This window comes from Streptomyces sp. Ag82_O1-12 (assembly GCF_900182715.1).
GTDB lineage: Bacteria > Actinomycetota > Actinomycetes > Streptomycetales > Streptomycetaceae > Streptomyces > Streptomyces massasporeus.
Window position 1 is genome coordinate 5,639,036 of sequence record NZ_FXUW01000001.1, and the last position, 22,554, is coordinate 5,661,589.

Genomic DNA, 22,554 nt, shown 5'->3' on the forward strand with positions numbered 1-22,554 from the left:
GAGCACGCCCGGTCCGTTGTCGGTGGGGTGGGGCAGGATGGGGCGGATGAGTGAGCAGAGCCCTGAGGGGGGCCGGTACGAGGACGGGCCCGCGCGAGCGCTGCCGGAGTACGCCGAGCAGGTCCTCGACGTCGCCGAACTGATTCCGCCGGGTCGAGTCATGACCTACGGGGACGTCGCCGAGTGGCTGGAGCAGGGGGGCCCGCGGCAGGTGGGCCGTGTGATGGCGCTCTACGGGGGAGCCGCTCCCTGGTGGCGGGTCGTCCGCGCGGACGGCGTCCTGCTGCCCGGGCACGAACAGCGGGCGCTCGGCCACTACCGGGCGGAGGGCACGCCCCTGAAGGAGGCGAGCCGCGCCGCCGAGGGCCACCTGCCGCGCATCGACATGAGACGGGCGCGGTGGGACGGCGGCGATCGCGCGGAGGGTCACACCTGACAGCTTCCGCCATCGGACGGCCTGTCGTGTGACCCGTGATCCGTACGGGGGAATCGGGGCACACCGGGGGCATGACGTACGTTCGTGAGGCGAGGGGCATGAGTGCCAGGAGTGCCGAGAGCGGCCGGCGGGAAGAAGGGGAAGCCCTGCTTCCGCCTCGCCCGTCGGCGTAGCGTCTGCTGCGCGTGCCCCCGTCACCCCGCGGTCACCGCCCGCCACTCGCGGTGGCCCGCCAACCAGCACTTCCACCAGAACCGGCGAACCACGTGAGCTCCTCTTCCTTCACCAGCGGCCTGCCGCACCCCCGGGTGCGGCGGGGGAGCCGTGGCGCTTACCGACTGGTACGTACCCCTCCTGCTCGGGTGGACCCCCCTCTTCTGGACGCCTCGCAGCGCTCCGTGGTTGACCACACGCGGGGCCCGCTGCTCGTCCTCGCGGGTCCGGGCACCGGCAAGACCACCACGCTCGTCGAGTCCGTGGCCGAACGCGTCGCCCGGGGCGTGGACCCCGAGCGCATCCTGGTGCTCACGTTCAGCCGCAAGGCCGCCGTCGAGCTGCGCGACCGCATGGCCCGGCGGGCCGGCGCGGCCCGCGCCCCGCAGGCGACCACCTTCCACTCGTTCTGCTACGCCCTGGTCCGCGCCCACCAGGACAGCGAACTGTTCGTCGAACCGCTGCGCCTGCTGTCCGGTCCCGAGCAGGACGTCTCGGTACGGGAGCTGCTCGCGGGCCAGGTCGATCTGGAACGGCTCGGACTCGCTCATGTGCGCTGGCCCGATGAGCTGCGCGCCTGCCTGACCACCCGCGGTTTCGCCGACGAGGTCCGTGCGGTCCTCGCCCGCAGCCGTGAACTGGGCCTCGGCCCCGATGCCCTGGACGCCTTCGCCCGCCGCACGGGACGGCCCGACTGGCGCGCCGCGGCCGCCTTCCTCGCCGAGTACCTCGACGTGCTCGACCTGCAGGGCGTGATCGACTACGCGGAACTCGTCCACCGCGCGGTGCTCCTCGCCCGCCGCTCCGAGGTCGCGGCGTGGCTCGCCGCCCGGTACGACGCCGTCTACGTCGACGAGTACCAGGACACGGATCCCGCTCAGGTACGACTGCTGGACGCCCTGGCCGGCGGTGGCCGCACGCTCGTGGCCTTCGGCGACCCCGACCAGTCGATCTACGCGTTCCGCGGCGCCGACGTCAACGGCATCCTGGACTTCCCGCACGCCTTCCCCCGCGCGGACGGCCGCCCGGCCCCCGTCTCCGTGCTGCGCACGTCCCGCCGCTCCGGCGCCGGCCTGCTGGCCGCCACCCGGCTGCTCACCCAGCGCATGCCGCTGACCCGCCTGCCCGCCGAGAAGGTGCGCGCCCACCGCGAACTCGCCCCCGTACGGGACGGCGGCCGCGTCGAGGCGTACACCTACCCGACGTCCGGGACGGAGCTGGACAACATCGCCGACATCCTCCGCAGGGCCCACCTGGAGGACGGCGTTCCCTGGAGCGACATGGCCGTCCTGGTGCGCGCCGGCTCCCGCACCATCCCGACGGTCCGCCGCGCCCTCACGGCGGCGGGCGTCCCCGTGGACGTCGACGGTGACGACGTGCCACTGCGGCACGAACCGGCGGTGGCGCCGCTGCTGACGGCACTGCGGGCGGTGGCGGTGGCGGAGGCGGGATCTCCCGAGCCGCGGGAGTCCGACGCCGGGGAGTCCGCCTCCGGGAGCGTTCGGCCTAGGGAGCTAGAGGCCGGGGAGCCCGCTTTCGGGGACGTTCGATCTGGGGAGTCCGAGGCCACAGGGCCCTCCTCCGAGGACGTTCCCGCCGCGCCGCAGGACACCTGCTGGCTCGACACCGAAACCGCCCTCACCCTCCTGACCTCGCCCCTCGCGAGCATGGACGCCGCCGACCTGCGCCGCCTCGGCCGCGCCCTGCGCGACGAGGAGAGGGCCGCCGGCAACCCGCTGCCACCGCCCTCCGACGTGCTGCTCGCCCAGGCGCTCGCCGAGCCGGAGCGCCTCGCCGTTCACGACCCCACGTACGCGCGTGGCGCCCAGCGCCTCGGCGCGCTGCTGCACAAGGCCCGCGAACGCCTCGCCGGCGGCGGCACGGCCGAGGAAGCGCTGTGGGACCTGTGGGAAGGCACTCCATGGCCCACGCGCCTGGAGCGGGCAGCCCGCCGGGGCGGCGCCGCCGGGCGCAACGCGGACCGCGACCTGGACGCCGTCTGCGCCCTGTTCGCCACCGCCGCCCGCGCCGAGGAACGCACCGGAGGCCGGGGCACCCTGAACTTCCTGGCGGAGATCGACGCCGAGGACATCGCCGCCGACACCCTCACCAGGCGAGCCGTACGCCCCGCCGCCGTCCGCCTGATGACCGCGCACCGCTCCAAGGGACTGGAGTGGCGCCTCGTGGTCGTCGCGGGCGTCCAGGAGGGTCTGTGGCCGGACCTGCGCCGCCGCGGCTCCCTCCTGGAGGCCGACCGCATCGGCCGCGACGGACTCGCCGAACCCCTCACCCCGGGCGCGCTGCTCGCCGAGGAGCGCCGCCTCTTCTACGTGGCCGCCACACGCGCGCGTGAACGTCTCGTCGTCACCGCGGTCAAGGCCCCCGCGGACGACGGCGACCAGCCCTCGCGCTTCCTGACCGAACTCGGCGTCGAACCCAAGGACGTCACCGGACGCCCCCGCCGACCGCTGTCCGTCGCCGCGCTCGTCGCCGAACTGCGCGCCACCACGGTCGACCCGCGCGTCTCCGACGCCCTCCGGGAGGCCGCCGCCCGCCGCCTGGCCCGGCTCGCCGCCCTCGCCGACGAGGACGGCCGTCCCCTGGTGCCGTCCGCCCACCCCTACCGCTGGTGGGGCATGTTCGAGCCGACCGAGTCCAAGGTGCCGCTGCGCGACCGCGACCAGCCCGTGGTGCTCTCCGGCAGCGCCCTCGACCAACTGGCGAACACCTGCGCCCTCCAGTGGTTCCTCGGCCGTGAGGTGAAGGCCGACGCGCCCGCGACCGTCGCCCAGGGCTTCGGCAACGTGGTGCACGTCCTCGCCGACGAGGTCGCCTCCGGGCACACCCCGGCCGACCTCACCGTCCTCATGGAACGCCTCGACTCCGTGTGGAACGCGCTGGCCTTCGACGCGCCGTGGAAGTCGGCCCAGGAGAAGGACAACGCGCGCGTGGCGCTCGAACGGTTCCTGCAGTGGCACGTGACGAACCGCACCGGGCGGACCCCGGTGGCCAGCGAGCACGACTTCGACGTCACCCTCGAAGCGGGCGACTACCAGGTGCGCATCCGCGGCCAGATGGACCGGGTCGAGGCGGACGGCGACGGCCGCGCCTACGTGGTCGACTTCAAGACCGGCAAGCAGGCGCCCAGTTCCAAGGAGGTGGAGCGCCACCCACAGCTCGCCGTCTACCAGCTGGCCGTCCGCGAGGGCGCCGTCGACGAGGCCTTCGACGGCGTACGCCCCGAGCCGGGCGGCGCCGAACTCGTCCACCTCCGGCAAGGGGCGGTCAAGCGCGACGGCGGCGAGAGCCTGCCCAAGGTGCAGGCCCAGGAGCCGCTGGAGGGGGAGTGGGTCGGCGACCTGCTCGCCACCGCCGCCGGCAAGGTCCTCGACGAGAGGTTCACGCCGACCGCCGGGCAGCACTGTACGCACTGCGCGTTCCGAGCCTCGTGCAGCGCGCGGCAGGAGGGGCGTCATGTCGTGGAGTGAGAAGTCCTGGAGTCAGCGGTCGTGGCGTCAGCAGTCCTGGAGTCAGCACTCTTGGAGTCAGCGGTCGTGGAGTGAGCTATCGCACCACGCGTGCTGACCTGCGCTTCTTCTTCCTCCGGCGGCCGGTCCGGCCACCGCTGTCAGTGGCCGCCGCTAGCCTTTCGATGTGCCCGCCCGTATCTCCGATCCCGAACAGCTCAAGGAGCTCCTCGGCATCCCGTTCACCCCGGAGCAGACGGCCTGCATCACCGCGCCGCCCGCCCCGCAGGTGATCGTGGCCGGAGCCGGCTCGGGCAAGACGACGGTGATGGCGGCACGCGTGGTGTGGCTGGTCGGCACCGGCCAGGTCGCCCCCGAGCAGGTGCTCGGCCTCACCTTCACCAACAAGGCCGCCGCCGAACTCGCCGAGCGCGTCCGCAAGGCGCTGGTCAAGGCCGGCGTCACCGACCCGGACGCCATCGACCCGGACAACCCGCCGGGCGAGCCGGTGATCTCCACGTACCACGCGTTCGCGGGCCGTCTGCTGACCGACCACGGCCTGCGCATCGGTCTCGAGCCGACGTCCCGGCTGCTCGCCGACGCCACCCGCTTCCAGCTCGCCGCGCGTGTCCTGCGCGAGGCCCCCGGGCCCTACCCGGCCCTGACCCGTTCCTTCCCGGACCTCGTCGGCGACCTCCTCGCCCTCGACTCCGAACTCGCCGAGCACCTCGTGCGCCCGGAGGCACTGCGCGCCTACGACGCCGAACTGCTGCTGACCCTGCGAGGCGCCAAGCTCAGCAACGCCGACCTGCGCAAGGTCCCCGACGCCGCGGCCGCCCGACGCGAGCTCGCCGAGTTGGTCACCCGCTACCGGACCGCCAAGCGCGAGCGGGACCTGCTCGACTTCGGCGACCAGATCGCCCTGTCGGCCCGGCTCGCCGGGACCCCCGAAGTGGGCCAGGTCCTGCGCGACGAGTTCCGCGTGGTCCTGCTCGACGAGTACCAGGACACGTCGGTCGCCCAACGCGTCCTCCTGGCCGGCCTGTTCGGCGAGGGCACCGGCCACCCCGTCACCGCCGTCGGCGACCCCTGCCAGGCGATCTACGGCTGGCGCGGCGCCTCCGTCGCCAACCTCGACGACTTCCCCGAGCACTTCGCCCACGCCGACGGCCGGCCCGCGACCCGCCAGGCCCTCAGCGAGAACCGCCGCAGCGGCGGCCGCCTCCTCGACCTCGCCAACGGTCTGGCGGAGCCCCTGCGCGCCCTCCACGCGGGCGTGGAGGCTCTCCGCCCGGCCCCCGGCGCCGAACGCGACGGCATGGTCCGCTGCGCTCTGCTGCCCACCCACGCCGAGGAGATCGACTGGGCCGCCGACTCCGTGGCCCACCTCGTCCGGACCGGAACCGCGCCCGGTGAGATCGCCGTCCTGTGCCGCACCGCGACCGACTTCGCCGAGATCCAGGGCGCCCTGGTCGCCCGGGACATCCCGGTCGAGGTCGTCGGCCTGTCCGGGCTGCTGCACCTGCCCGAGATCGCCGACCTCGTCGCTGTCTGCGAGGTCCTCCAGGACCCCGGCGCCAACGCCGCCCTGGTGCGCCTGCTCACCGGCCCGCGCTGGCGCATCGGCCCGCGCGACCTCGCCCTCCTGGGGAGGCGCGCCCGGCTCCTCGTGGCCCACGCGCGCGTGGCGGACGACGACGACCAGGACCGCCGCCTCGCCGAAGCCGTCGAAGGGGTCGACCCGTCCGAGGTGATCTCCCTCGCGGACGCCCTCGACACGTTCCTGGAAACACCACTGGACGGCCGCGGGGACGACGACGGACTGCCGTTCTCGCCCGACGCGCGCGTGCGCTTCGCCCGGCTGGCCACCGAACTGCGCGAGCTGCGCCGCTCCCTGGCCGACCCGCTGATGGACGTCCTGCACCGCGTCCTCGCCGTCACCGGCCTGGAAGTGGAGCTGTCGGCGTCCCCGCACGCCCTGGCCGCCCGCCGCCGCGAGACCCTGTCCAACTTCCTGGACGTCGCCGCATCCTTCGCCGCCGGCGACAACGAGGCGTCCCTGCTCGCCTTCCTCGGCTTCCTGCGCACCGCGGCCCAGTACGAGAAGGGCCTCGACAACGCCCTCCCCGGCGGCGAGAACACCGTCAAGGTGCTCACCGCCCACAAGTCCAAGGGCCTGGAGTGGGACGTCGTGGTCGTCCCCGGCCTGGTCACCGGCACCTTCCCCAGCAGCCAGGGCCGCGAGAAGTGGACCTCCCAGGGCAAGGTCCTGCCGCACGAGCTGCGCGGCGACGCCGACACCCTGCCCGACGTGACGTCCTGGGACGCCAAGGGCCTGAAGGCCTTCCACGAGGCCATGAAGGACCACCAGCACACCGAGGAACTCCGCCTCGGCTACGTCACCTTCACCCGCCCCCGCTCCCTCCTCCTGGGCTCCGGCCACTGGTGGGGGCCCACTCAGAAGAAGCGCCGGGGGCCGTCCGCGTTCCTCCAGGCCCTCTACGAGCACTGCGAAGCCGGGTACGGCGAGATCGAGGCCTGGGCGGAGGAACCCGCCGAGGACGAGGAAAACCCGGCCCTGCACCAGACGGCGGCCGACCAGGTGTGGCCCCTGCCCCTGGACGAGGCGGCCCTGGCCCGCCGCCGCGCCGCAGCCGAGACCGTCCTGGCCCACCTGGAGGACCTCGCGTCCGAGGAGGCCGGGCATCCCGCGGCCGCGCACGACCCGGACGCCCTCGACGACCCGGAGTGGCCGCCGCCCCCCGAGGACGACGAGCCTCCCTACGACGAACCGGACCCGTTCGACTTCGACGAAGACCCCTTCCACGACGACGCCCTCGACGCGTCGGCCTCCGCGAAAGACGCATCGGCCTCCGTTGAAGACGCCCCCGACGGAGATGCCTTCACGGACGCAGCGGGGCCGCCGGCGGACGGCGACGCACGGTCAGCGACGGACGGGCACGCACGGTCGGCGGCGGACCGGCACGCACAGACGGCGGCGGACCGCCCCACGGTCCCCCACCAGGCGGGACCACCGGAACCCCAGATCCCGCGGCGACACCCCAGGCCGCACCTCACCCCGGAGGAAGCCCGCACCATCGCCTCCTGGGACCGCGACCTCGACGCCCTCACCGGCGAGCTCCTGCGCGCCCGCGACAGCGTCACCGAGGTCCCCCTGCCCACGTCCCTCACGGCCTCCCAGCTGCTGCTCCTGGCCGCCGACCCGGACGGCCTCGCCCAGGACCTGGCCCGCCCCATGCCCCGGCCGCCCCAGCCGGCCGCCCGCCGCGGCACCCGCTTCCACGCCTGGGTCGAGGCCCGTTTCGAAGAGCTGACGCTGCCCATGCTGGAGCCGGAGGAACTGCCCGGCAGCGAAGCGGAGATCTCTGACGAACGGGACCTGGAGGCCCTCAAGGAGGCCTTCGAGCAGACCGAGTACGCGCACCGCACGCCCTACCGGGTGGAGGCCCCCTTCCAGCTCGCCCTCGCCGGCCGCGTCGTACGGGGCCGCATCGACGCCGTCTACAAGGTGGGCGACGGTGAGGGCGCGACCTACGAGATCGTCGACTGGAAGACCCACCGCGCACGCACCGCGGACCCCCTCCAGCTCGCCGTCTACCGCATCGCGTGGGCCGAGCAGCAGGGCGTTCCCCCGGAGTCCGTCACGGCCGCGTTCCTGTACGTACGCAGCGGCGAGATCGTCCGCCCCGACGGCCTGCCGGACCGCGCCGCACTGGAGCGGCTGCTGAGCGAGGAGCCGCCCGGTGAGGAACCGCACTCCGAGGACGTCGGTGCGGGCCGATAGGCTCGTGACCATGAGCCAGACCCCGGACAGCGTCGTCCGTACGTACATCCAGCAGCACCGCGCCGCCTTCCTCGACGACCTCGCCGAGTGGCTGCGCATCCCGTCGGTGTCCGCCCAGCCGGACCACGCGCCCGACGTACGACGCAGCGCCGACTGGCTCGCCGCCAAGCTGAAGGAGACCGGCTTCCCGACGGCCGAGGTCTGGCAGACCCCGGGTGCGCCCGCCGTCTTCGCCGAATGGCCCTGTGACGACCCGCAGGCGCCCACGGTCCTGGTCTACGGCCACCACGACGTGCAGCCCGCCGCCCGGGAGGACGGCTGGGACAGCGAGCCCTTCGAGCCGGTCGTGCGCGGGAACCGCCTCTACGCGCGCGGGGCGGCCGACGACAAGGGTCAGGTGTTCTTCCACACCCTCGGCGTCCGCGCCCACCTCGCCGCCACCGGCCGCAGCACCCCGGCCGTGCACCTCAAACTGATCGTCGAGGGCGAGGAGGAGTCCGGCTCCCCGCACTTCCGGGCCCTGGTCGAGCAGCACGCCGAGCGGCTCGCCGCCGACACCGTGATCGTCTCCGACACCGGCATGTGGTCCGAGGACACCCCGACGGTCTGCACCGGCATGCGCGGCCTCGCCGAGTGCGAGATACGCCTGCACGGCCCCGGCCAGGACATCCACTCCGGATCCTTCGGCGGCGCGGTGCCCAACCCGGCGACGGCCGCCGCCCGCCTGGTCGCCGCCCTGCACGACGAGCACGCACGCGTGGCGATCCCCGGCTTCTACGACGGCGTGGTCGAACTCACCGACCGCGAGCGCGAACTCCTCGCCGAACTGCCCTTCGACGAGCAGCAGTGGCTGCGCACGGCCAAGTCGTACGCCGCCCAGGGGGAGGCCGGCTACACCACCCTGGAGCGGATCTGGGCCCGCCCCACCGCGGAGGTCAACGGCATCGGCGGCGGCTACCAGGGCCCCGGCAGCAAGACGATCATCCCCGCCTCCGCCCTGGTGAAGCTGTCCTTCCGCCTGGTGGCGGGCCAGGACCCCGGCCATGTGGAGAAGGCCGTCCGCGACTGGGCCCAGCAGCAGGTGCCGCCGGGGATCCGCTGCGACATCACGTTCAGCGGGGCCACGCGCCCGTGCCTGACGCCGCTGGACCACCCGGCTCTGGAGTCGGTCACCCGCGCCATGGGCCGGGCCTTCGAGAAGCCGGTCCGCTTCACGCGCGAGGGCGGCTCCGGACCTGCGGCGGACCTCCAGGACGTCCTCGGTGCCCCGGTGCTGTTCCTGGGAATCTCCGTCCCCTCGGACGGCTGGCACGCTCCGAACGAGAAAGTCGAACTCGACCTCCTCCTCAAGGGCGTCGAGGCCACCGCGTACCTGTGGGGTGACCTCGCCGAGAACTGGCGCCATGCACCCTGAGCCCACCGTTCCGTCCGGGCCGGGCACAGGCGCGGGGCACACTGGAGGCGCCGCCCCGCACCCCGAGCCCGCCGGACCCGGTCGCCTCCCGCCGTACGTCCCACTGAACCGCACGCCGAACCCGACCGTTCCACCGGGGAGTTGGAAGCACCCGTGACCACCTGGACCGACCCCAACGCCGACCGCCCCATCTCGCTCACCGCCCCGAGCGGCATCGACCGGGCCGCTCACCACCGGCTCGACGAGGCCTGGCTCGCGGCGGCGTGGAGCCACCCGACGACGCGCTGCTTCGTCGTCTCCGGCGGACAGGTCCTCATCGACGAGACGGCGGACGGGCGCACCGAACTCGTCATGACCCCGTCCTTCGAGGCCCCTCTCACCGAGGCACACCGCTACTTCCTCGGCAACGACGAGGACGGCGTCAGCTACTTCGCCCTGCAGAAGGACTCCCTGCCCGGGCGCATGGACCAGTCCGCGCGCCCGGCGGGTCTGCGCGAGGCGGGCGCGCTGCTGTCGGCCCGCGACGTGGGCCTGATGGTGCACGCGGTGGGCCTGGAGAACTGGCAGCGCACGCATCGCTTCTGCTCGCGTTGCGGTGAGCGCACCGTCATCGCCGCCGCCGGCCACATCCGCCGCTGCCCGGCCTGCGGCGCGGAGCACTACCCGCGCACGGACCCCGCCGTGATCATGGCCGTGACCGACGAGGACGACCGCGTCCTGCTCGGCCGCCAGGTCCACTGGCCCGAGGGCCGCTTCTCGACGCTGGCCGGCTTCGTCGAGCCCGGTGAGTCGATCGAGCAGTCGGTGCGCCGTGAGGTCCTCGAGGAGGTCGGCATCAGCGTCGGCCAGGTCGAGTACGTCGCCAGTCAGCCCTGGCCCTTCCCGTCCAGCCTCATGCTGGGCTTCATGGCCCGCGCCACCTCGACCGAGATCGAGGTCGACGGCGACGAGATCCACGAGGCCCGCTGGTTCTCCCGCGAGGAGCTGCACGCCGCCTTCGAGTCCGGCGAGGTGCTCCCGCCCTACGGCATCTCGATCGCGGCCCGCCTGATCGAGCTCTGGTACGGCAAGCCGCTCCCGACGCGGAACTTCGCCTGACGCCGCCGGTGACCGACCCGTACTGGAACCACAACGTCCATCACCATCCGGCCGTGCTGGCAGCCGTCCCGGACGGCTGCCGCACGGCCCTGGACGTGGGCTGCGGCGACGGGCTGCTCGCCCGCAAGCTGGCGGAACGGTCGGCATCGGTCACGGGCGTCGACCGCTCCGCGCAGATGATCGAACGTGCTCGCGGGCACGCGCGCGTGCCCGGCAACGTCACCTACCTGGAGGCCGACTACCTCGCCGACGGGGCGCTGCCGGAGAGTGCGTTCGACTTCGTCAGTGCGGTCGCCGTGGTGCACCACGCGCCGTTCGCGGAGGCGGTCACCCGCCTCGCCCGGCTCACCGCACCCGGCGGTCGTCTGGTGATCGTCGGCATGGCCGCCAACCGGACGCCCCTGGACTGGCTCATCAGCGCGTGCGGCGTGCCCGCGAGCCTGCTGCACGCCCGTCGGAACGGCGGCAAGCACGGCCCCGCCGGCATGCCCATGGAAGACGTGCACATGTCCTGGGCGGAGATCCGGCGGCTGCTCCACCGACTCCTGCCCGGCTGCACCGTCCGCCGCACGCTGCTGTGGCGCTACGTCATGGTGTGGGACCGACCACGAGAAGGCGGCCCCTGAGCTGCCTCAGGAGCCGCCTTCCCCGCACGAGCACGCGGCCCTAGGCGCCGATCTTCTGCTTCACCTGCGCCAGCGACGGGTTCGTGAGCGTCGAGCCGTCCGGGAACAGGACGGTGGGCACCGTCTGGTTTCCGCCATTCGCCTTCTCCACGAACGCGGCGGACTCCGGGTCCTGCTCGATGTTGATCTCGGTGTACGCGATGCCCTCGCGGTCCATCTGGCTCTTCAGCCGGCGGCAGTAGCCGCACCACGTGGTGCTGTACATCGTCACAGTGCCCAGCATGTGTCTCGTGCTCCTTCGTTGGCTCGGGGCGGGTGGTCGCAGTGACAGAACGTATGTGAAAGGTCCACCATTCCCGTGCCCCGGGTCCGCCCCGACGTGATGCCTGCCGCATTGGTACGACTATCAGTGCCCGCCTGTGGACAACCTGCGCGGCCGTCTCGCGCGACCTGGCAGCATGGCCGTGTGACAGCAGCAACGCACTCCTCCCTGTTCCCACAGGTACCGGACTCCGCCGACGCGGTGCTCGAAGGGCTCGACCCCGAGCAGCGCGAGGTGGCGACGGCCCTGCACGGTCCGGTGTGCGTCCTGGCGGGCGCGGGCACGGGCAAGACCCGGGCGATCACCCACCGCATCGCCTACGGAGTGCGCGCCGGCATCCTGCACCCCTCCAGCGTCCTCGCCGTCACCTTCACCAACCGCGCAGCCGGAGAGATGCGCGGCCGGCTGCGCCAGCTCGGCGCCGCGGGCGTCCAGGCCCGAACGTTCCACTCGGCCGCCCTGCGTCAGCTCCAGTACTTCTGGCCGAAAGCGATCGGCGGCTCCATGCCCCGGCTCGTCGACCGCAAGATCCAGCTCGTCGCCGACGCGGCCGCCGCCTGCCGGATCCGTCTCGACCGGGGCGAGCTGCGGGACGTCACCGCCGAGATCGAATGGTCCAAGGTCACCCAGACCGTCCCCGCCGACTACGCGCCCGCCGCAGCCAAGGCCGGCCGCGAGTCGCCCCGCGACCCCGCCGAGATCGCCCAGCTCTACGCCGCCTACGAGAACGTCAAGCGCGAGCGGTCCGTCATCGACTTCGAGGACGTGCTGCTGCTGACCGTGGCCGTCCTGCAGGACCGGCACGACATCGCCGGGCAGATTCGCGCCCAGTACCAGCACTTCGTGGTCGACGAGTACCAGGACGTCAGCCCTCTCCAGCAGCGCCTGCTCGAACTGTGGCTGGGCGAGCGCGACAGCCTGTGCGTGGTCGGGGACGCCAGCCAGACGATCTACTCCTTCACGGGGGCGACCCCGGACCATCTGCTCGACTTCCGCACCCGCCACCCCGGTGCCACGGTCGTCAAACTGGTCCGCGACTACCGCTCCACCCCCCAGGTCGTCCACCTGGCCAACGGCCTGCTCGCCCAGGCCCGGGGCCGGGCCGCCGACCACCGCCTGGAGCTCGTCTCCCAGCGCCCGGCGGGGCCCGAGCCCGTCTACGCCGAGTACACCGACGAGCCCGCCGAGGCGGAAGGCGCGGCCCGCCGGATCCGCGAGCTCATCGACTCGGGGGTCCCGGCCTCCGAGATCGCGATCCTCTTCCGTACGAACGCGCAGTCCGAGACGTACGAGCAGGCCCTGGCCGACGCCGGAGTGCCCTACCAGCTGCGCGGCGCCGAGCGGTTCTTCGACCGCCCGGAGGTGCGCAAGGCAGGCATCGCCCTGCGCGGCGCGGCTCGCTTCGGCGGTAACGACTCCCTCCTCGACGACGTCGTCGACCTCCCCTCCCAGGTGCGTGCCGTGCTGTCGGGAGAGGGCTGGACGACGCAACCGCCGGCCGGCTCCGGCGCCGTGCGAGAGCGCTGGGAGTCCCTGGCCGCCCTGGTGAACCTCGCCCAGGACTTCGCCGCCGCCAAATCGGGCGCCACTCTGGCCGACCTCGTCGCCGAACTCGACGAACGGGCGAACGCCCAGCACGCCCCCACCGTGCAGGGCGTCACTCTCGCCTCCCTGCACTCGGCCAAGGGCCTGGAGTGGGACGTCGTCTTCCTGGTCGGCGTGGCCGAGGGCATGATGCCGATCACCTACGCGAAGACCGATGAACAGATCGAGGAGGAGCGCCGCCTCCTCTATGTCGGTGTGACCCGCGCGCGCGAACATCTCCGCGTCTCCTGGGCGCTGGCCCGCTCACCCGGGGGCCGCCCCAACCGCCGCCCCAGCCGCTTCCTCGACGGACTGCGCCCCGGCTCGACGCCCACCACGGGCCGCACCAGCGCGGGCGGAGCGGGCGGAATCGAGCGCGGAATCCCCGGAACCAGGGAGTCCGCCCCGAGACGGGCCCAGCGAGTTCCCGCCCGCTGCCGAGTCTGCGGCCGCACGCTGACCGACCCGGGCGAGATGAAGCTGATGCGCTGCGACGACTGCCCCTCCGACATGAACGAGGGCCTCTACGAGCGGCTGCGCGAGTGGCGCGCCGACCAGGCACGCAGCAGCGGCCAGCCCGCCTTCTGCGTGTTCACGGACCGCACCCTGATGGCGATCGCCGAGTCCGCCCCCGACGACGAGCGCGAGCTCGCCCGCATCCCGGGCGTCGGGATGCGCAAGCTCACCCGCTACGGGGCCGACGTACTGGCCATCTGCGCAGGCCAGTCACTCGCCGAGAGCACAGATCAGGACTGACACGAACTCGTCGAAAAAATAGTTTGCGCATGCCCCAGCAATCCCCATAGGTTCTTAGGCACGAGAGCAGCGGCCTTCTCGGAGGCGCTGATTCCGTGTTGTACTTGCATATCCGCAGGACTGGTTCGTCCAGTCCCCCCGAGACGCCGAGAGGAGGCGAGTCCAGTGATCAGCATCAACACCAGCTCCGTCAGCATCGTGAAAATGACCGATCGCTCGGCCGTCTCCGCGTGCATGCTCGGCGTTTCGAACCTGGGCACCGGTCTGTCCGGCATTCGTGCCATCCGTCCGGCGTCCTCCTCCGTTGCTCCCGCGGGCCTTCCCGTCCGCGAGCGCAATGAGCGACCGACCAAGGCACTGGAAGCGGCAGTAGAGGCACAGGCACAGGCCTATGCCTTTACGGCAACCGGTGCCGGATTCCGGAAGCAGACGACGCAGCACCACCAGATGTGGGCCTTCCGTGGGCCAGAACCCTGGAGTGATCCAGCCTGATCGCAGATCAGGCCGGCGCCTTCAGGGCCGCGGAACCCCATCCGGGATCCGCGGCCCTTCTGTTTGTCCCTGAACAGGGATGACGGAGCGAAGGAGCCTCGGGACAAGAAAAGAACCCGGTACCACCACCCCCCGGCCAACAGGCCGGAACGAACAGACGAGGAAGACGAACCGTGCAACTCGAAGCGCACGCCCCGTCCGTACCGCCTTCCACGATCCCCAAGCCCGGCTCCACGGAGGACCCCACCTTGACCCCGCTCACGGCGCTCACCGCGCTCGACGACGCCATCGAGAACCTCGGCGTACCCGTCCCGTGCCGTTCCTACGACCCGGAGGTCTTCTTCGCGGAGTCGCCCGCGGACGTCGAGTACGCCAAGTCCCTCTGCCGTACCTGCCCGCTGGTGGAGGCCTGCCTCGCCGGCGCCAAGGAGCGGCGTGAGCCCTGGGGCGTCTGGGGTGGCGAGCTGTTCGTCCAGGGTGTCGTCGTCGCCCGGAAGCGGCCGCGTGGCCGCCCGCGCAAGAACCCGGTCACGGCATGAACACCACAGGAACGATCGATCGCCCCCTCACGCACGACCCCCAGAAGCAGGCCCCGATGAAGCCGTCCACTTACGAGCCCGCAGGCTCCGCGAACCAAGACTTCACCATCAGCGGCGCGAAGGACTCGCGTCAGAACAGGACCCGAGAGATGCAACTCATCCCAGAAGCCATGGCTCGCGCGCATATGCGCGAGCGACTGCAGGAGGCGGAGCGGGATCGACAGGCCGTGCGCCTGATGGCCGCCCGCCGGATGCAGCGCAGGGCGGAGCGCGCTTCGCTGCGTGCCCGCCGGGCGCTCGCCATGGCGGTCATGCAGTAACCCGCCGCACCTGACGAGGGGACAGCCCGGCCCATGAGCCCGGGCTGCCTCCGCCGAACTCTCACCACGGGGGCCGGTCCGTACCGAACGGACCGACCCCCGTGGTGCGTTGTACAGGAGGGTGCGCGGCGTCCACCGAGCCCGAGGCGTCGTCGCCTTCGCGCCGGGGCGGCGCCCCCGGGGGGCGTTGTTCCACCGTGTCGCCCGGTGCGGAGTTATCGTCGCCAGGTGACGAGTCCCTCAGGAGGCAGTGACGACGGCTCCGCCGCGCAGCCGCGGCGCGTTGTCTGTGCCCGCTGCGGCACCTCCGCCGAGCTCCTGACCGACGGTCCGCCGCTCACCTGGACCTACTCCGTGGAGGACGGCGCCCGCCGCCACTACTGCGAGACCTGCTCCAGGGAAAACCTCAGGTCCATCGAGGGGCGCCTGGACTCGGACTGGTGGTGACGCGCCCGGCCCGGACTCACGCCTCCGCCGCCTCCTCGCCGTCCGCGGGGTCCTCCGGGACGAACCCCGGCAACCACTCCTCGAGCTCCTCGCGCAGTCGCACTGTCGCCCCGAGCTGGCACAGCACCCCGATGGTGCTCAGCGTCACCCGGTGGATCAGCAGATAGGACGGGGGCAGGTTGAGCTGCTTGCCGAGCTGGTAGGCGGGGGAGCGGGGGTCGGCGACCCGGGCCGCCTGGCTGCGCATCCAGCCCCGGGTGAAGGTGAACTCCTCGACCTGGGCCGGCTCGATGATCGGCAGCAGGTAGTCCATGACGGCGTCCGGGTCCAGCTCTATCGTCTCCTTGACGAACCCTTCCACGCGCAGCAGCTCGTAGACCGCCTCGGCCTCCCCGTCGAGGGTCATTCGCAGGGACTCACCGATGGTGGCGGGCAGGCCGCCGGGGAGCCGGTCGACCGTGCCGAAGTCCAGGACGCCGAGGCGCCAGTCGTCCTCGCCCTCCGGGCCGCCGGGCAGGAGCCGGAAGTTGCCCGGGTGGGGGTCGGCGTGCAGCAGCCCCGTGCGGGCGGGGCCGGAGAAAAGGAAACGGGCCAGGAGCTGACCGGCACGGTCGCGCTGCTCCTGGGTGCCGTCCGAGATGATCTCCGACAGCGGGATGCCGTCCATCCACTCGGTGACCAGGACCTGGTCGGACTGGTGAACCACCTGCGGCACGACCACGTCCGGGTCGTCCGTGAACTCCTCCGCGTGGACCTGCTGGGCCTGGGCCTCCAGACCGTAGTCCAGCTCCTCCGAGACGCGGTCCTTCAGCTCCGCGATCAGCGGCTTGATGTCCATGCCGGGGATCAGCGGACCGAGCAGCCGGGAGAAGCGGCTCAGCTGGTTCAGATCCGACAGCAGCGCTTCACCGGCGCCCGGGTACTGCACCTTGACCGCGATCTCGCGGCCGTCGTGCCACACCCCCCTGTGGACCTGGCCGATCGAGGCCGCCGCTGCGGGCTTGTCCTCGAACTCCAGGAACAGCTCGTGCCAGCCCTCGCCGAGCCGCTCCTCCAGCACCGCGTGCACGGTACGGGTCGGCATGGGCGGCGCGGCCTCCTGGAGCTTGGTCAGCGCGGCCCGGTAGGGGCCGGCCACCTCCTCGGGGAGCGCGGACTCGAAGACGGACAGGGCCTGGCCGAACTTCATCGCCCCGCCCTTGAGCTCACCGAGCACCTTGAACAGTTGGTCAGCCGTGCGCTGTTGGAGTTCACGGCCGACGAGCTCGGCGGATTCACCGACGATCCGCTTTCCGAATCCCCAGGTCGCCCGCCCGGCGATGCCGAGCGGGAGCGCGGCGAGCTTGGCGGTCCGGGTAACCGCCTTCCGGGGAAGATCAGACATGCGCCCTCCAAGTCCCAGCCGGCCGCTCCGCCTCTGCCTCACGGCACTGCTCCGACGGCCGTTGCACCGCCATTGTCTCGTGCGACTCCCCGTCCTCCGAGACGTGCTCCCCTTTTCCTCTCTCCACCGCCGCGCACGGGCATTCCGGATGCGCCCGGATCGACCGCGCATGCCAGCGGAGACCGGGGACGGAGACCTCCCAGCGTGACCCCGCACTGGAGGGGACTTGGCCGTCCAGAAAGGCGAGTGCGTGGGCGGCCGCCAGGCCGGCCACGGTCGTGGCCAGCGTCAGATCGCAGGGCCTGACCTGCCGCTGCCTGCCGGAGCGCCACTGGGCGACCAGGCGCGGCCAGGCCGGGTCCCGGTCGGTTCGGCCCTCCTGCAGACACCCCGCGCAGCTCGTCTCCCCGGGCAGCACGAGAGGGCCGACCACGCCGGTGCCCTCCACGACACCGCCGTACAGATGGGGTGTCCCGGAAGCCATCAGCGGCTCGGCGGCGACCGGGTCCGGCGCGTGCACGGCGACATCGTCCCGCGGGGCGATGATCACCAGCGAGAATCCCGGGTCTCCCGCCCCTGGGGATGCCTGAGCCGTCGCGCGGCGCCGCGGCCGGTCCGGGGCCGCCCGGCGCACGGCACGGCGGGCCGACTCGTCCCTGCGGTCGCCGACGGACTCCGCGGGAAGGCCGCCCGGCGCGACGTCCCACGGCTCCACACGGCCACCGTCGAGCACGTCCACCTCGCCCACGCCGGCCCCGGCCAGGAGCGAGGCCAGCACGGCACCCACCCGGCCCGCGCCCCGCACCTGCACGCGCTGCGAGCGCCGGGCCGCCAGCTGCCCGATCGCGTCCCCGGGGGCCGAGGTCGTCAGGGACAGGGAGGCCAGGTCGGGGCGCAGCCGGTCGAGGACCTCCTTCTTCTTCCGCAGGGCGTCGGCGGCCGGCCCGCCGCCCCGGGCGTCGTCCAGCAGCCCGGCCCGGGCGAGCCCCCGCACCAGCCCGTCGACATGACCGTCGGGCAGGTCCATGCGGCGTCCCTCCTCGCGCAGGAGCTCCAGCCCCCGCGTGCCGTTCAGCAGGTCGAGGAAGCTGCCCGTCGCCAGGTCCATCGGGCCGAGAGCCATCGCATGCGCCGGTGTCATCCCGAACTGCACGGTGTTGAGGTCGCGCCAGCCGCGCCTGAGCGCGGGTTTCACCATCGGATGCATGACAGGCCCCCGTATGCCGTAGATCGTCCCCGTATGTCGGCGGAGCGAGGATGCGGGCCCGGGCAGGTCATGCCGAGGCCGGTCGCAAGCAGGGCCCCTGCCCAGCCCCGACCCGGGCACGGGCGTGCCCGGCGCAGGCCGAACCCGGGCGCGGAAACGGCCGGCCCCTGGTCCCGGACCGACCCCGCCATCGCTTCGCCGACGGGATCCAGCATGCCCAACCCCGCCGCCGGCTGCCGAAAGTTGTCCACAGGCGTGGGTATTCGTCGTACAAATCCGGCGGCCGGTGGGGGTGGCGGCACCGAACCGTCCCGGAGTCGGGACTTCCCCGTGTGCAGCGGGTAACGTCGGGGCGTGCCCGCCGACCCACTGCACCGCGCCGGAACGCCACACCGCAGCACGACGAGCCAGCCGCCGAGCGGCTCGGGGGCGAGCGCGATCGAGGTCCGCAGGAGCGCCCGCCGACGCAGAACGGTCTCCGCGTACCGCGAGGGCGATCGCACCGTGGTGCTCATCCCCGCCCGCATGTCCGAGGCGGAGGAGCAGCGCTGGGTGAACGTCATGCTCGACAAGCTGGCCGCCCAGGAGAGCAAGCGGGCCCTCGGCGACGCCGAGCTGGCCGAGCGGGCCCGGCGCCTGTCGGAGCAGTACTTCGGCGGACGGGCCCGGCCCGCGTCGGTGCGCTGGGTGACCAACCAGAACACGCGCTGGGGATCCTGCACCCCCGCCGAGGGCAGCATCCGCCTCTCGCACCGCCTCCAGGGCATGCCCGAGTACGTCGTCGACTACGTCCTCCTCCACGAACTCGCCCATCTGCTCGTCCCTGGACACGGACCACGCTTCTGGGAACTCCTCACGGCCTATCCGCGCACCGAGCGGGCCCGGGGATACCTCGAAGGCGTGGTCGCCGCCGAGCGGTTGCCCCACGTGCCCGGCGCGCGGGGCGAGAATCCGGCGGGGTGACCGGCCGCTTTCCGCGAGCGAACAGCCGATACCACCGAGCGGCCGTTCTGTACCGGCTCTGTACCGGCCTCGTCCGGTGTCCGAGTTTGCCGTTAGCCTGGCGCGACGCAATCACGTTCGGATGGGGGACGGTCGTTACGCATGGCCAGGGAATTCCAACGCGGCCACAAGGCCAGGATCAGTGACCTCACCGCGGGCACGGATCTGTACGTAGGTGTACAGATCGCCGGCCCCGGACTGAGCTTCGACATCAGCTGCTTCGGCCTCGACGCCGATGAACGGCTCTCGGACGACCGGTACTTCGTCTTCTTCAACCAGCCGAAGTCCCCCGAGGAGTCCATTCAGCTCCTGGGCGCCCAGGCGGGCGACACGGAGTCCTTCCGCGTGACGCTCGACCGGATCCCGTCGCAGATCCAGAAGCTGTCCTTCACGGCGACGATCGACGGCGCCGGCCAGATGTCGCAGATCGCCTCCGGCTACATCCGCATCGTCGCGGGCGGCGAGGAGGTGGCGCGCTACTCCTTCAACGGCTCGGAGTTCTCCACCGAACGGGCCGTGATGCTGGGCGACTTCTATCTGAAGGACGTCTGGCGGTTCGCGGCCGTCGGGCAGGGCTTCGACGGTGGTCTGGACGCGCTGCTGAAGAACTTCGGCGGTGAGGTGGCCGAGGAGGAGACGCCCGCGCCCGCCCCGCAGCAGCCGCAGGCGGGAGCGGCCCCGGGCTTCGCCCCGCCCGCGTTCGGCGTTCCGGGCACTCCGGCCCCCGCCCCAGCTGCGCCTCCGGCGCCCGCGCCCCAGCCGGCCGCCCAGGGCTTCGCGCCCCCGCCCGGCTCCACCCAGCCTCCCGCCCCGGCGCCCGCGCCCCAGGTGCACGCCGCCCCGACCATCGTCGCGCCGTTGCACACTCCGCCGGGTGGCTCTCAGGTGCCGCCTCCGGCCCCGGCGCCCGCGCCGTACGGCCAGCCGGGCCAGCAGCCGCCGCAGTACGGCCAGGTCCCCGGCCAGACGGCCCCGCCGCCTCCCGGTTACGGCCAGCCTCAGGCGCCCCAAGCCCCGGCCCCGCCGCCCGGCTACGGCCAGCCCACCCCGCCCCCCGGCTACGGACAGCAGCAGCCCCCGTTCGGGCAGGCCCCCTACGGAGCCCCGCAGGGCGTCCCACAGGGTGCCCCTCAAGGTGCTCCCCAGGGCCCCGGTGTGTCCGGCGCGCTCCAGCAGTTCAAGGAGACCCCCACGGGGCAGCGCTGGACGCAGCAGAACAAGAAGCTCGTCCGCGTCGACCTCGGCATCGGCGGACAGCCGGTGCTGGCCCGACAGGGCAGCATGGTGCTCTACCAGGGCAAGGTCGACTTCAGCTACAAGGGTGCCGGGTTCGCCGGCCGGATCGTGGGCAACGCGACCGGCCAGGAGATGCAGCTGATGCGCTGCACTGGCCAGGGACAGGTGTTCCTCGCCGAGAACTCGACCATGCTGCACCCCCTGGAGTTGCAGGGCGACGCCGTCTGCGTCTCCGCCGAGAACGTCCTCGCGTTCGACGAGAGCCTCACCTACGAGGTCCGCCGCATCGAGGGCCACGGCATCCCCGGCGGCGCACTGTTCACCATGCAGTTCCAGGGCACCGGCACCATCGTCGTGAAGACACACGGCACTCCCGTGGTGCTGCCCGTCACGCCGACCACGTTCGCCGACTGCAACGCCGTGGTCGCCTGGTCGGCGGCCGCCCAGGTCGTCGTCTCCAGCCAGGTGCGGATGCGCCGCAACGCCTACCCCGGTGACACGGGGGAGAGCGTGAACCTCCAGTTCCGGGGAGCGCCCGGCAATTTCATCGTCGTCCAGCCGTACGAGGTCTGAGGGAGCCCGTCATGACACAGCAGCTCGCGGGCCACGCTCCCGCACCCGTCACCGCCCGCATGGAGAACCACGGCAACCACATGCTGAAGGTCGCCATGCAGACCGGAAACGACCTCCTCGCGCGCGTGGGGTCGATGGTCGCCTACGAAGGGTTCGTCCAGTACGAGCCGAACCCGCCGGCCGTGCGCCAGATCGCCAAGGACTGGATGACCGGCGAGGGCGCGCCCTTGATGAAGTGCTCCGGCGACGGCCTGCTCTACCTGGCCGACTACGGGGCGAACGTCGTCGTGATCAACCTCAACGGCGACGGCATCTCCGTCAACGCCACCAACCTGCTCGCCTTCGACGCCCACCTCACGTGGGGCGTGGAGCGGGTCAAGGGCCTGGCGAAGTTCGCCGGGCAGGGACTGTGGAACACCAAGATCTCCGGGCAGGGCTGGGTCGCGCTGACCTCCCGGGGCAAGCCCATCGTCGTCGACTGCGGAGGCGGCGAGGACGAGACGTACGTCGACCCCGACGCGCTCGTCGCCTGGTCCCCGAACCTCAAGGTGAAGGGCAAGCGCAGTTTCCGGGCCCAGTCGCTGATCGGCCGCGGCAGCGGCGAGGCCTACCAGATGGCCTTCTCCGGTCAGGGCATCGTCGTCGTCCAGCCCAGCGAGGACAGCACCGACCGCCTCCGGGTCCGGGGCTGAGGGGGAGCCACACGCCATGCAGAGCCCGATTTTCGCCTACAACGAGCAGCAGACCCAGGAACGCTGGAGCCTGCAGAACAAGCAGATGCTGCGCGTCGCCCTGGAGGGCCACGACGACATCCTGGCCCGCAAGGGCACGATGGTCGCCTACCAGGGTCTCGTCGAGTTCGACGCCGAGTTCCAGAGCAACCAGCAGTCACGCGCGCGTGCGCAGACCGGAGAGGGCCTGGACCTGATGCGCTGCCACGGGCAGGGCACGGTCTACCTCGCCAACCTCAAGCAGCACGTCCACGTCATGGAGGTGGACCAGGACGGCCTCACCGTCGACAGCAGCTACGTACTGGCGATGGACTCCTCTCTGCACCACGAGGTCATCGCCGTGGACAGCCTGTACGGCATCTCCGGCTCCGGGAAGTACCAGCTCAACATCACCGGCCGGGGCAAGGTCGCCCTGATGACCTCCGGCATGCCGCTGGCGCTGCAGGTGACGCCCGACAAGTACGTCAACTGCGACGCCGACGCGATCGTCGCCTGGTCGACGAGCCTGCGGGTGCAGATGCAGGCCCAGACGCACTCCTCCGGGGTGTGGCGGCGGCGCGGCAGCACCGGCGAGGGCTGGGAGCTGAGCTTCATGGGCACTGGCTTCGCGCTCGTCCAGCCGAGTGAACTGCTGCCGCCGCAGAACGCCCAGATCGGCTCGGGCCTCGCCGCGCAGTACGGCATGGGCCAGCAGGGAGCGCGGGGGCAGAACCAGGGCAACGTCTGGAGCTGAGCGCTCCGCGGGTTCGGCCTATTCGGGTTCGGGGCTGTGCGGTCTCGTTCAGGCCGCGGGCCGTCCGGGCTCGCTCGCGCGGATCCCCGTGCCCCTGACGGGGCGCGCCTCGCCCGCCAGGATCGACATGTAAGGGGCGGCCGCAAGAGCGGTCGCCCCTTACCGATGT

General features: G+C 72.4%; 18 protein-coding genes. 15 read left to right on the forward strand and 3 right to left on the reverse strand.

Features of this window, described 5'->3' with window-relative positions:
- Positions 1-37: 37 nt before the first annotated feature.
- The 6 genes from QOL88_RS26030 to QOL88_RS26055 all read left to right on the forward strand — a co-directional run bounded on the left by QOL88_RS26030 (position 38) and on the right by QOL88_RS26055 (position 11,059).
- Positions 38-436 (forward strand): MGMT family protein, encoded by a 399-nt coding sequence (locus QOL88_RS26030; protein ID WP_373559306.1) that lies wholly within the window; start codon positions 38-40, stop codon positions 434-436.
- A gap of 266 nt (positions 437-702) precedes the next feature.
- The gene (locus tag QOL88_RS26035; RefSeq protein WP_097220167.1) at positions 703-4,137 is read left to right on the forward strand and encodes an ATP-dependent helicase; all 3,435 of its coding nucleotides are present in this window, start codon (positions 703-705) and stop codon (positions 4,135-4,137) included.
- 166 nt (positions 4,138-4,303) lie between these two features.
- Positions 4,304-7,921: an ATP-dependent DNA helicase gene (locus QOL88_RS26040; RefSeq protein WP_097220169.1), complete on the forward strand. Its 3,618-nt coding sequence runs from the start codon at positions 4,304-4,306 to the stop codon at positions 7,919-7,921.
- A gap of 10 nt (positions 7,922-7,931) precedes the next feature.
- Positions 7,932-9,335: a dipeptidase gene (locus QOL88_RS26045; protein WP_097223188.1), complete on the forward strand. Its 1,404-nt coding sequence runs from the start codon at positions 7,932-7,934 to the stop codon at positions 9,333-9,335.
- A gap of 153 nt (positions 9,336-9,488) precedes the next feature.
- A complete protein-coding gene (gene nudC / locus QOL88_RS26050; RefSeq protein ID WP_097220171.1) occupies positions 9,489-10,433 on the forward strand; it encodes an NAD(+) diphosphatase in 945 nt (314 codons plus the stop codon).
- Between the two features lie 8 nt (positions 10,434-10,441).
- The gene (locus QOL88_RS26055) at positions 10,442-11,059 is read left to right on the forward strand and encodes a class I SAM-dependent methyltransferase (protein ID WP_097220173.1); all 618 of its coding nucleotides are present in this window, start codon (positions 10,442-10,444) and stop codon (positions 11,057-11,059) included.
- Between the two features lie 40 nt (positions 11,060-11,099).
- Here the strand turns inward: QOL88_RS26055 and QOL88_RS26060 are convergent, their stop codons facing one another.
- A complete protein-coding gene (locus QOL88_RS26060) occupies positions 11,100-11,342 on the reverse strand; it encodes a mycoredoxin (protein ID WP_003992805.1) in 243 nt (80 codons plus the stop codon).
- Positions 11,343-11,441: 99 nt separating this feature from the next.
- Here QOL88_RS26060 and QOL88_RS26065 point away from each other — a divergent pair, with 99 nt between their 5' ends.
- From QOL88_RS26065 to QOL88_RS26085, 5 genes are all read left to right on the forward strand, one after another.
- The gene (locus QOL88_RS26065; RefSeq protein ID WP_097223189.1) at positions 11,442-13,721 is read left to right on the forward strand and encodes an ATP-dependent DNA helicase UvrD2; all 2,280 of its coding nucleotides are present in this window, start codon (positions 11,442-11,444) and stop codon (positions 13,719-13,721) included.
- A gap of 165 nt (positions 13,722-13,886) precedes the next feature.
- Entirely contained in the window at positions 13,887-14,213 is a 327-nt protein-coding gene (locus tag QOL88_RS26070; RefSeq protein WP_097220175.1) for a hypothetical protein, read from the forward strand.
- A 173-nt stretch (positions 14,214-14,386) separates the two neighbouring features.
- A complete protein-coding gene (locus QOL88_RS26075) occupies positions 14,387-14,752 on the forward strand; it encodes a WhiB family transcriptional regulator (RefSeq protein WP_097220178.1) in 366 nt (121 codons plus the stop codon).
- A complete protein-coding gene (locus QOL88_RS26080) occupies positions 14,749-15,072 on the forward strand; it encodes a putative WhiB-interacting protein (protein WP_097220181.1) in 324 nt (107 codons plus the stop codon). The genes QOL88_RS26075 and QOL88_RS26080 overlap by 4 nt, the downstream gene beginning before the upstream one ends.
- 228 nt (positions 15,073-15,300) lie before the next feature.
- On the forward strand, positions 15,301-15,519 hold the full coding sequence (locus tag QOL88_RS26085) for a hypothetical protein (RefSeq protein WP_097220183.1): 219 nt from the start codon (positions 15,301-15,303) through the stop codon (positions 15,517-15,519).
- A gap of 16 nt (positions 15,520-15,535) precedes the next feature.
- On the opposite strand, the gene QOL88_RS26090 is transcribed toward QOL88_RS26085, so the two are convergent.
- Both QOL88_RS26090 and QOL88_RS26095 read right to left on the reverse strand, forming a co-directional pair.
- Positions 15,536-16,903, reverse strand: a complete 1,368-nt coding sequence (locus QOL88_RS26090; protein WP_097220186.1) for an ABC1 kinase family protein — start codon at positions 16,901-16,903, stop codon at positions 15,536-15,538.
- Entirely contained in the window at positions 16,896-18,110 is a 1,215-nt protein-coding gene (locus tag QOL88_RS26095; protein ID WP_097220188.1) for a ThiF family adenylyltransferase, read from the reverse strand. Before QOL88_RS26095 ends, QOL88_RS26090 begins: the two co-directional genes overlap by 8 nt.
- 354 nt (positions 18,111-18,464) lie before the next feature.
- Between QOL88_RS26095 and QOL88_RS26100 the strand changes: the two genes are divergently transcribed.
- From QOL88_RS26100 to QOL88_RS26115, 4 genes are all read left to right on the forward strand, one after another.
- Positions 18,465-19,073 carry a M48 metallopeptidase family protein gene (locus tag QOL88_RS26100; protein ID WP_097220191.1) on the forward strand — a complete coding sequence of 203 codons (609 nt, stop codon included), beginning with the start codon at positions 18,465-18,467 and terminating at the stop codon, positions 19,071-19,073.
- A 141-nt stretch (positions 19,074-19,214) separates the two neighbouring features.
- Positions 19,215-20,921: a TerD family protein gene (locus QOL88_RS26105; protein WP_097220193.1), complete on the forward strand. Its 1,707-nt coding sequence runs from the start codon at positions 19,215-19,217 to the stop codon at positions 20,919-20,921.
- A gap of 11 nt (positions 20,922-20,932) precedes the next feature.
- Positions 20,933-21,613, forward strand: coding sequence for an AIM24 family protein (locus QOL88_RS26110; protein ID WP_031112077.1), 681 nt, complete (start codon positions 20,933-20,935; stop codon positions 21,611-21,613).
- 16 nt (positions 21,614-21,629) lie between these two features.
- Positions 21,630-22,385, forward strand: a complete 756-nt coding sequence (locus QOL88_RS26115; protein ID WP_097220195.1) for an AIM24 family protein — start codon at positions 21,630-21,632, stop codon at positions 22,383-22,385.
- Positions 22,386-22,554 lie beyond the last annotated feature (169 nt).

Coding starts and splice junctions, on each gene's coding strand:
- QOL88_RS26060 (WP_003992805.1), bottom strand. CDS start 11,342: ATGCTGGGCACTGTGACGATGTACAGCACCACGTGGTGCGGCTACTGC.
- QOL88_RS26030 (WP_373559306.1), top strand. CDS start 38: ATGGGGCGGATGAGTGAGCAGAGCCCTGAGGGGGGCCGGTACGAGGAC.
- QOL88_RS26080 (WP_097220181.1), top strand. CDS start 14,749: ATGAACACCACAGGAACGATCGATCGCCCCCTCACGCACGACCCCCAG.
- QOL88_RS26115 (WP_097220195.1), top strand. CDS start 21,630: ATGCAGAGCCCGATTTTCGCCTACAACGAGCAGCAGACCCAGGAACGC.
- QOL88_RS26090 (WP_097220186.1), bottom strand. CDS start 16,903: ATGTCTGATCTTCCCCGGAAGGCGGTTACCCGGACCGCCAAGCTCGCC.
- QOL88_RS26065 (WP_097223189.1), top strand. CDS start 11,442: ATGCCTGCCGCATTGGTACGACTATCAGTGCCCGCCTGTGGACAACCT.
- QOL88_RS26110 (WP_031112077.1), top strand. CDS start 20,933: ATGACACAGCAGCTCGCGGGCCACGCTCCCGCACCCGTCACCGCCCGC.
- QOL88_RS26095 (WP_097220188.1), bottom strand. CDS start 18,110: ATGCATCCGATGGTGAAACCCGCGCTCAGGCGCGGCTGGCGCGACCTC.
- QOL88_RS26105 (WP_097220193.1), top strand. CDS start 19,215: ATGGCCAGGGAATTCCAACGCGGCCACAAGGCCAGGATCAGTGACCTC.
- QOL88_RS26045 (WP_097223188.1), top strand. CDS start 7,932: ATGAGCCAGACCCCGGACAGCGTCGTCCGTACGTACATCCAGCAGCAC.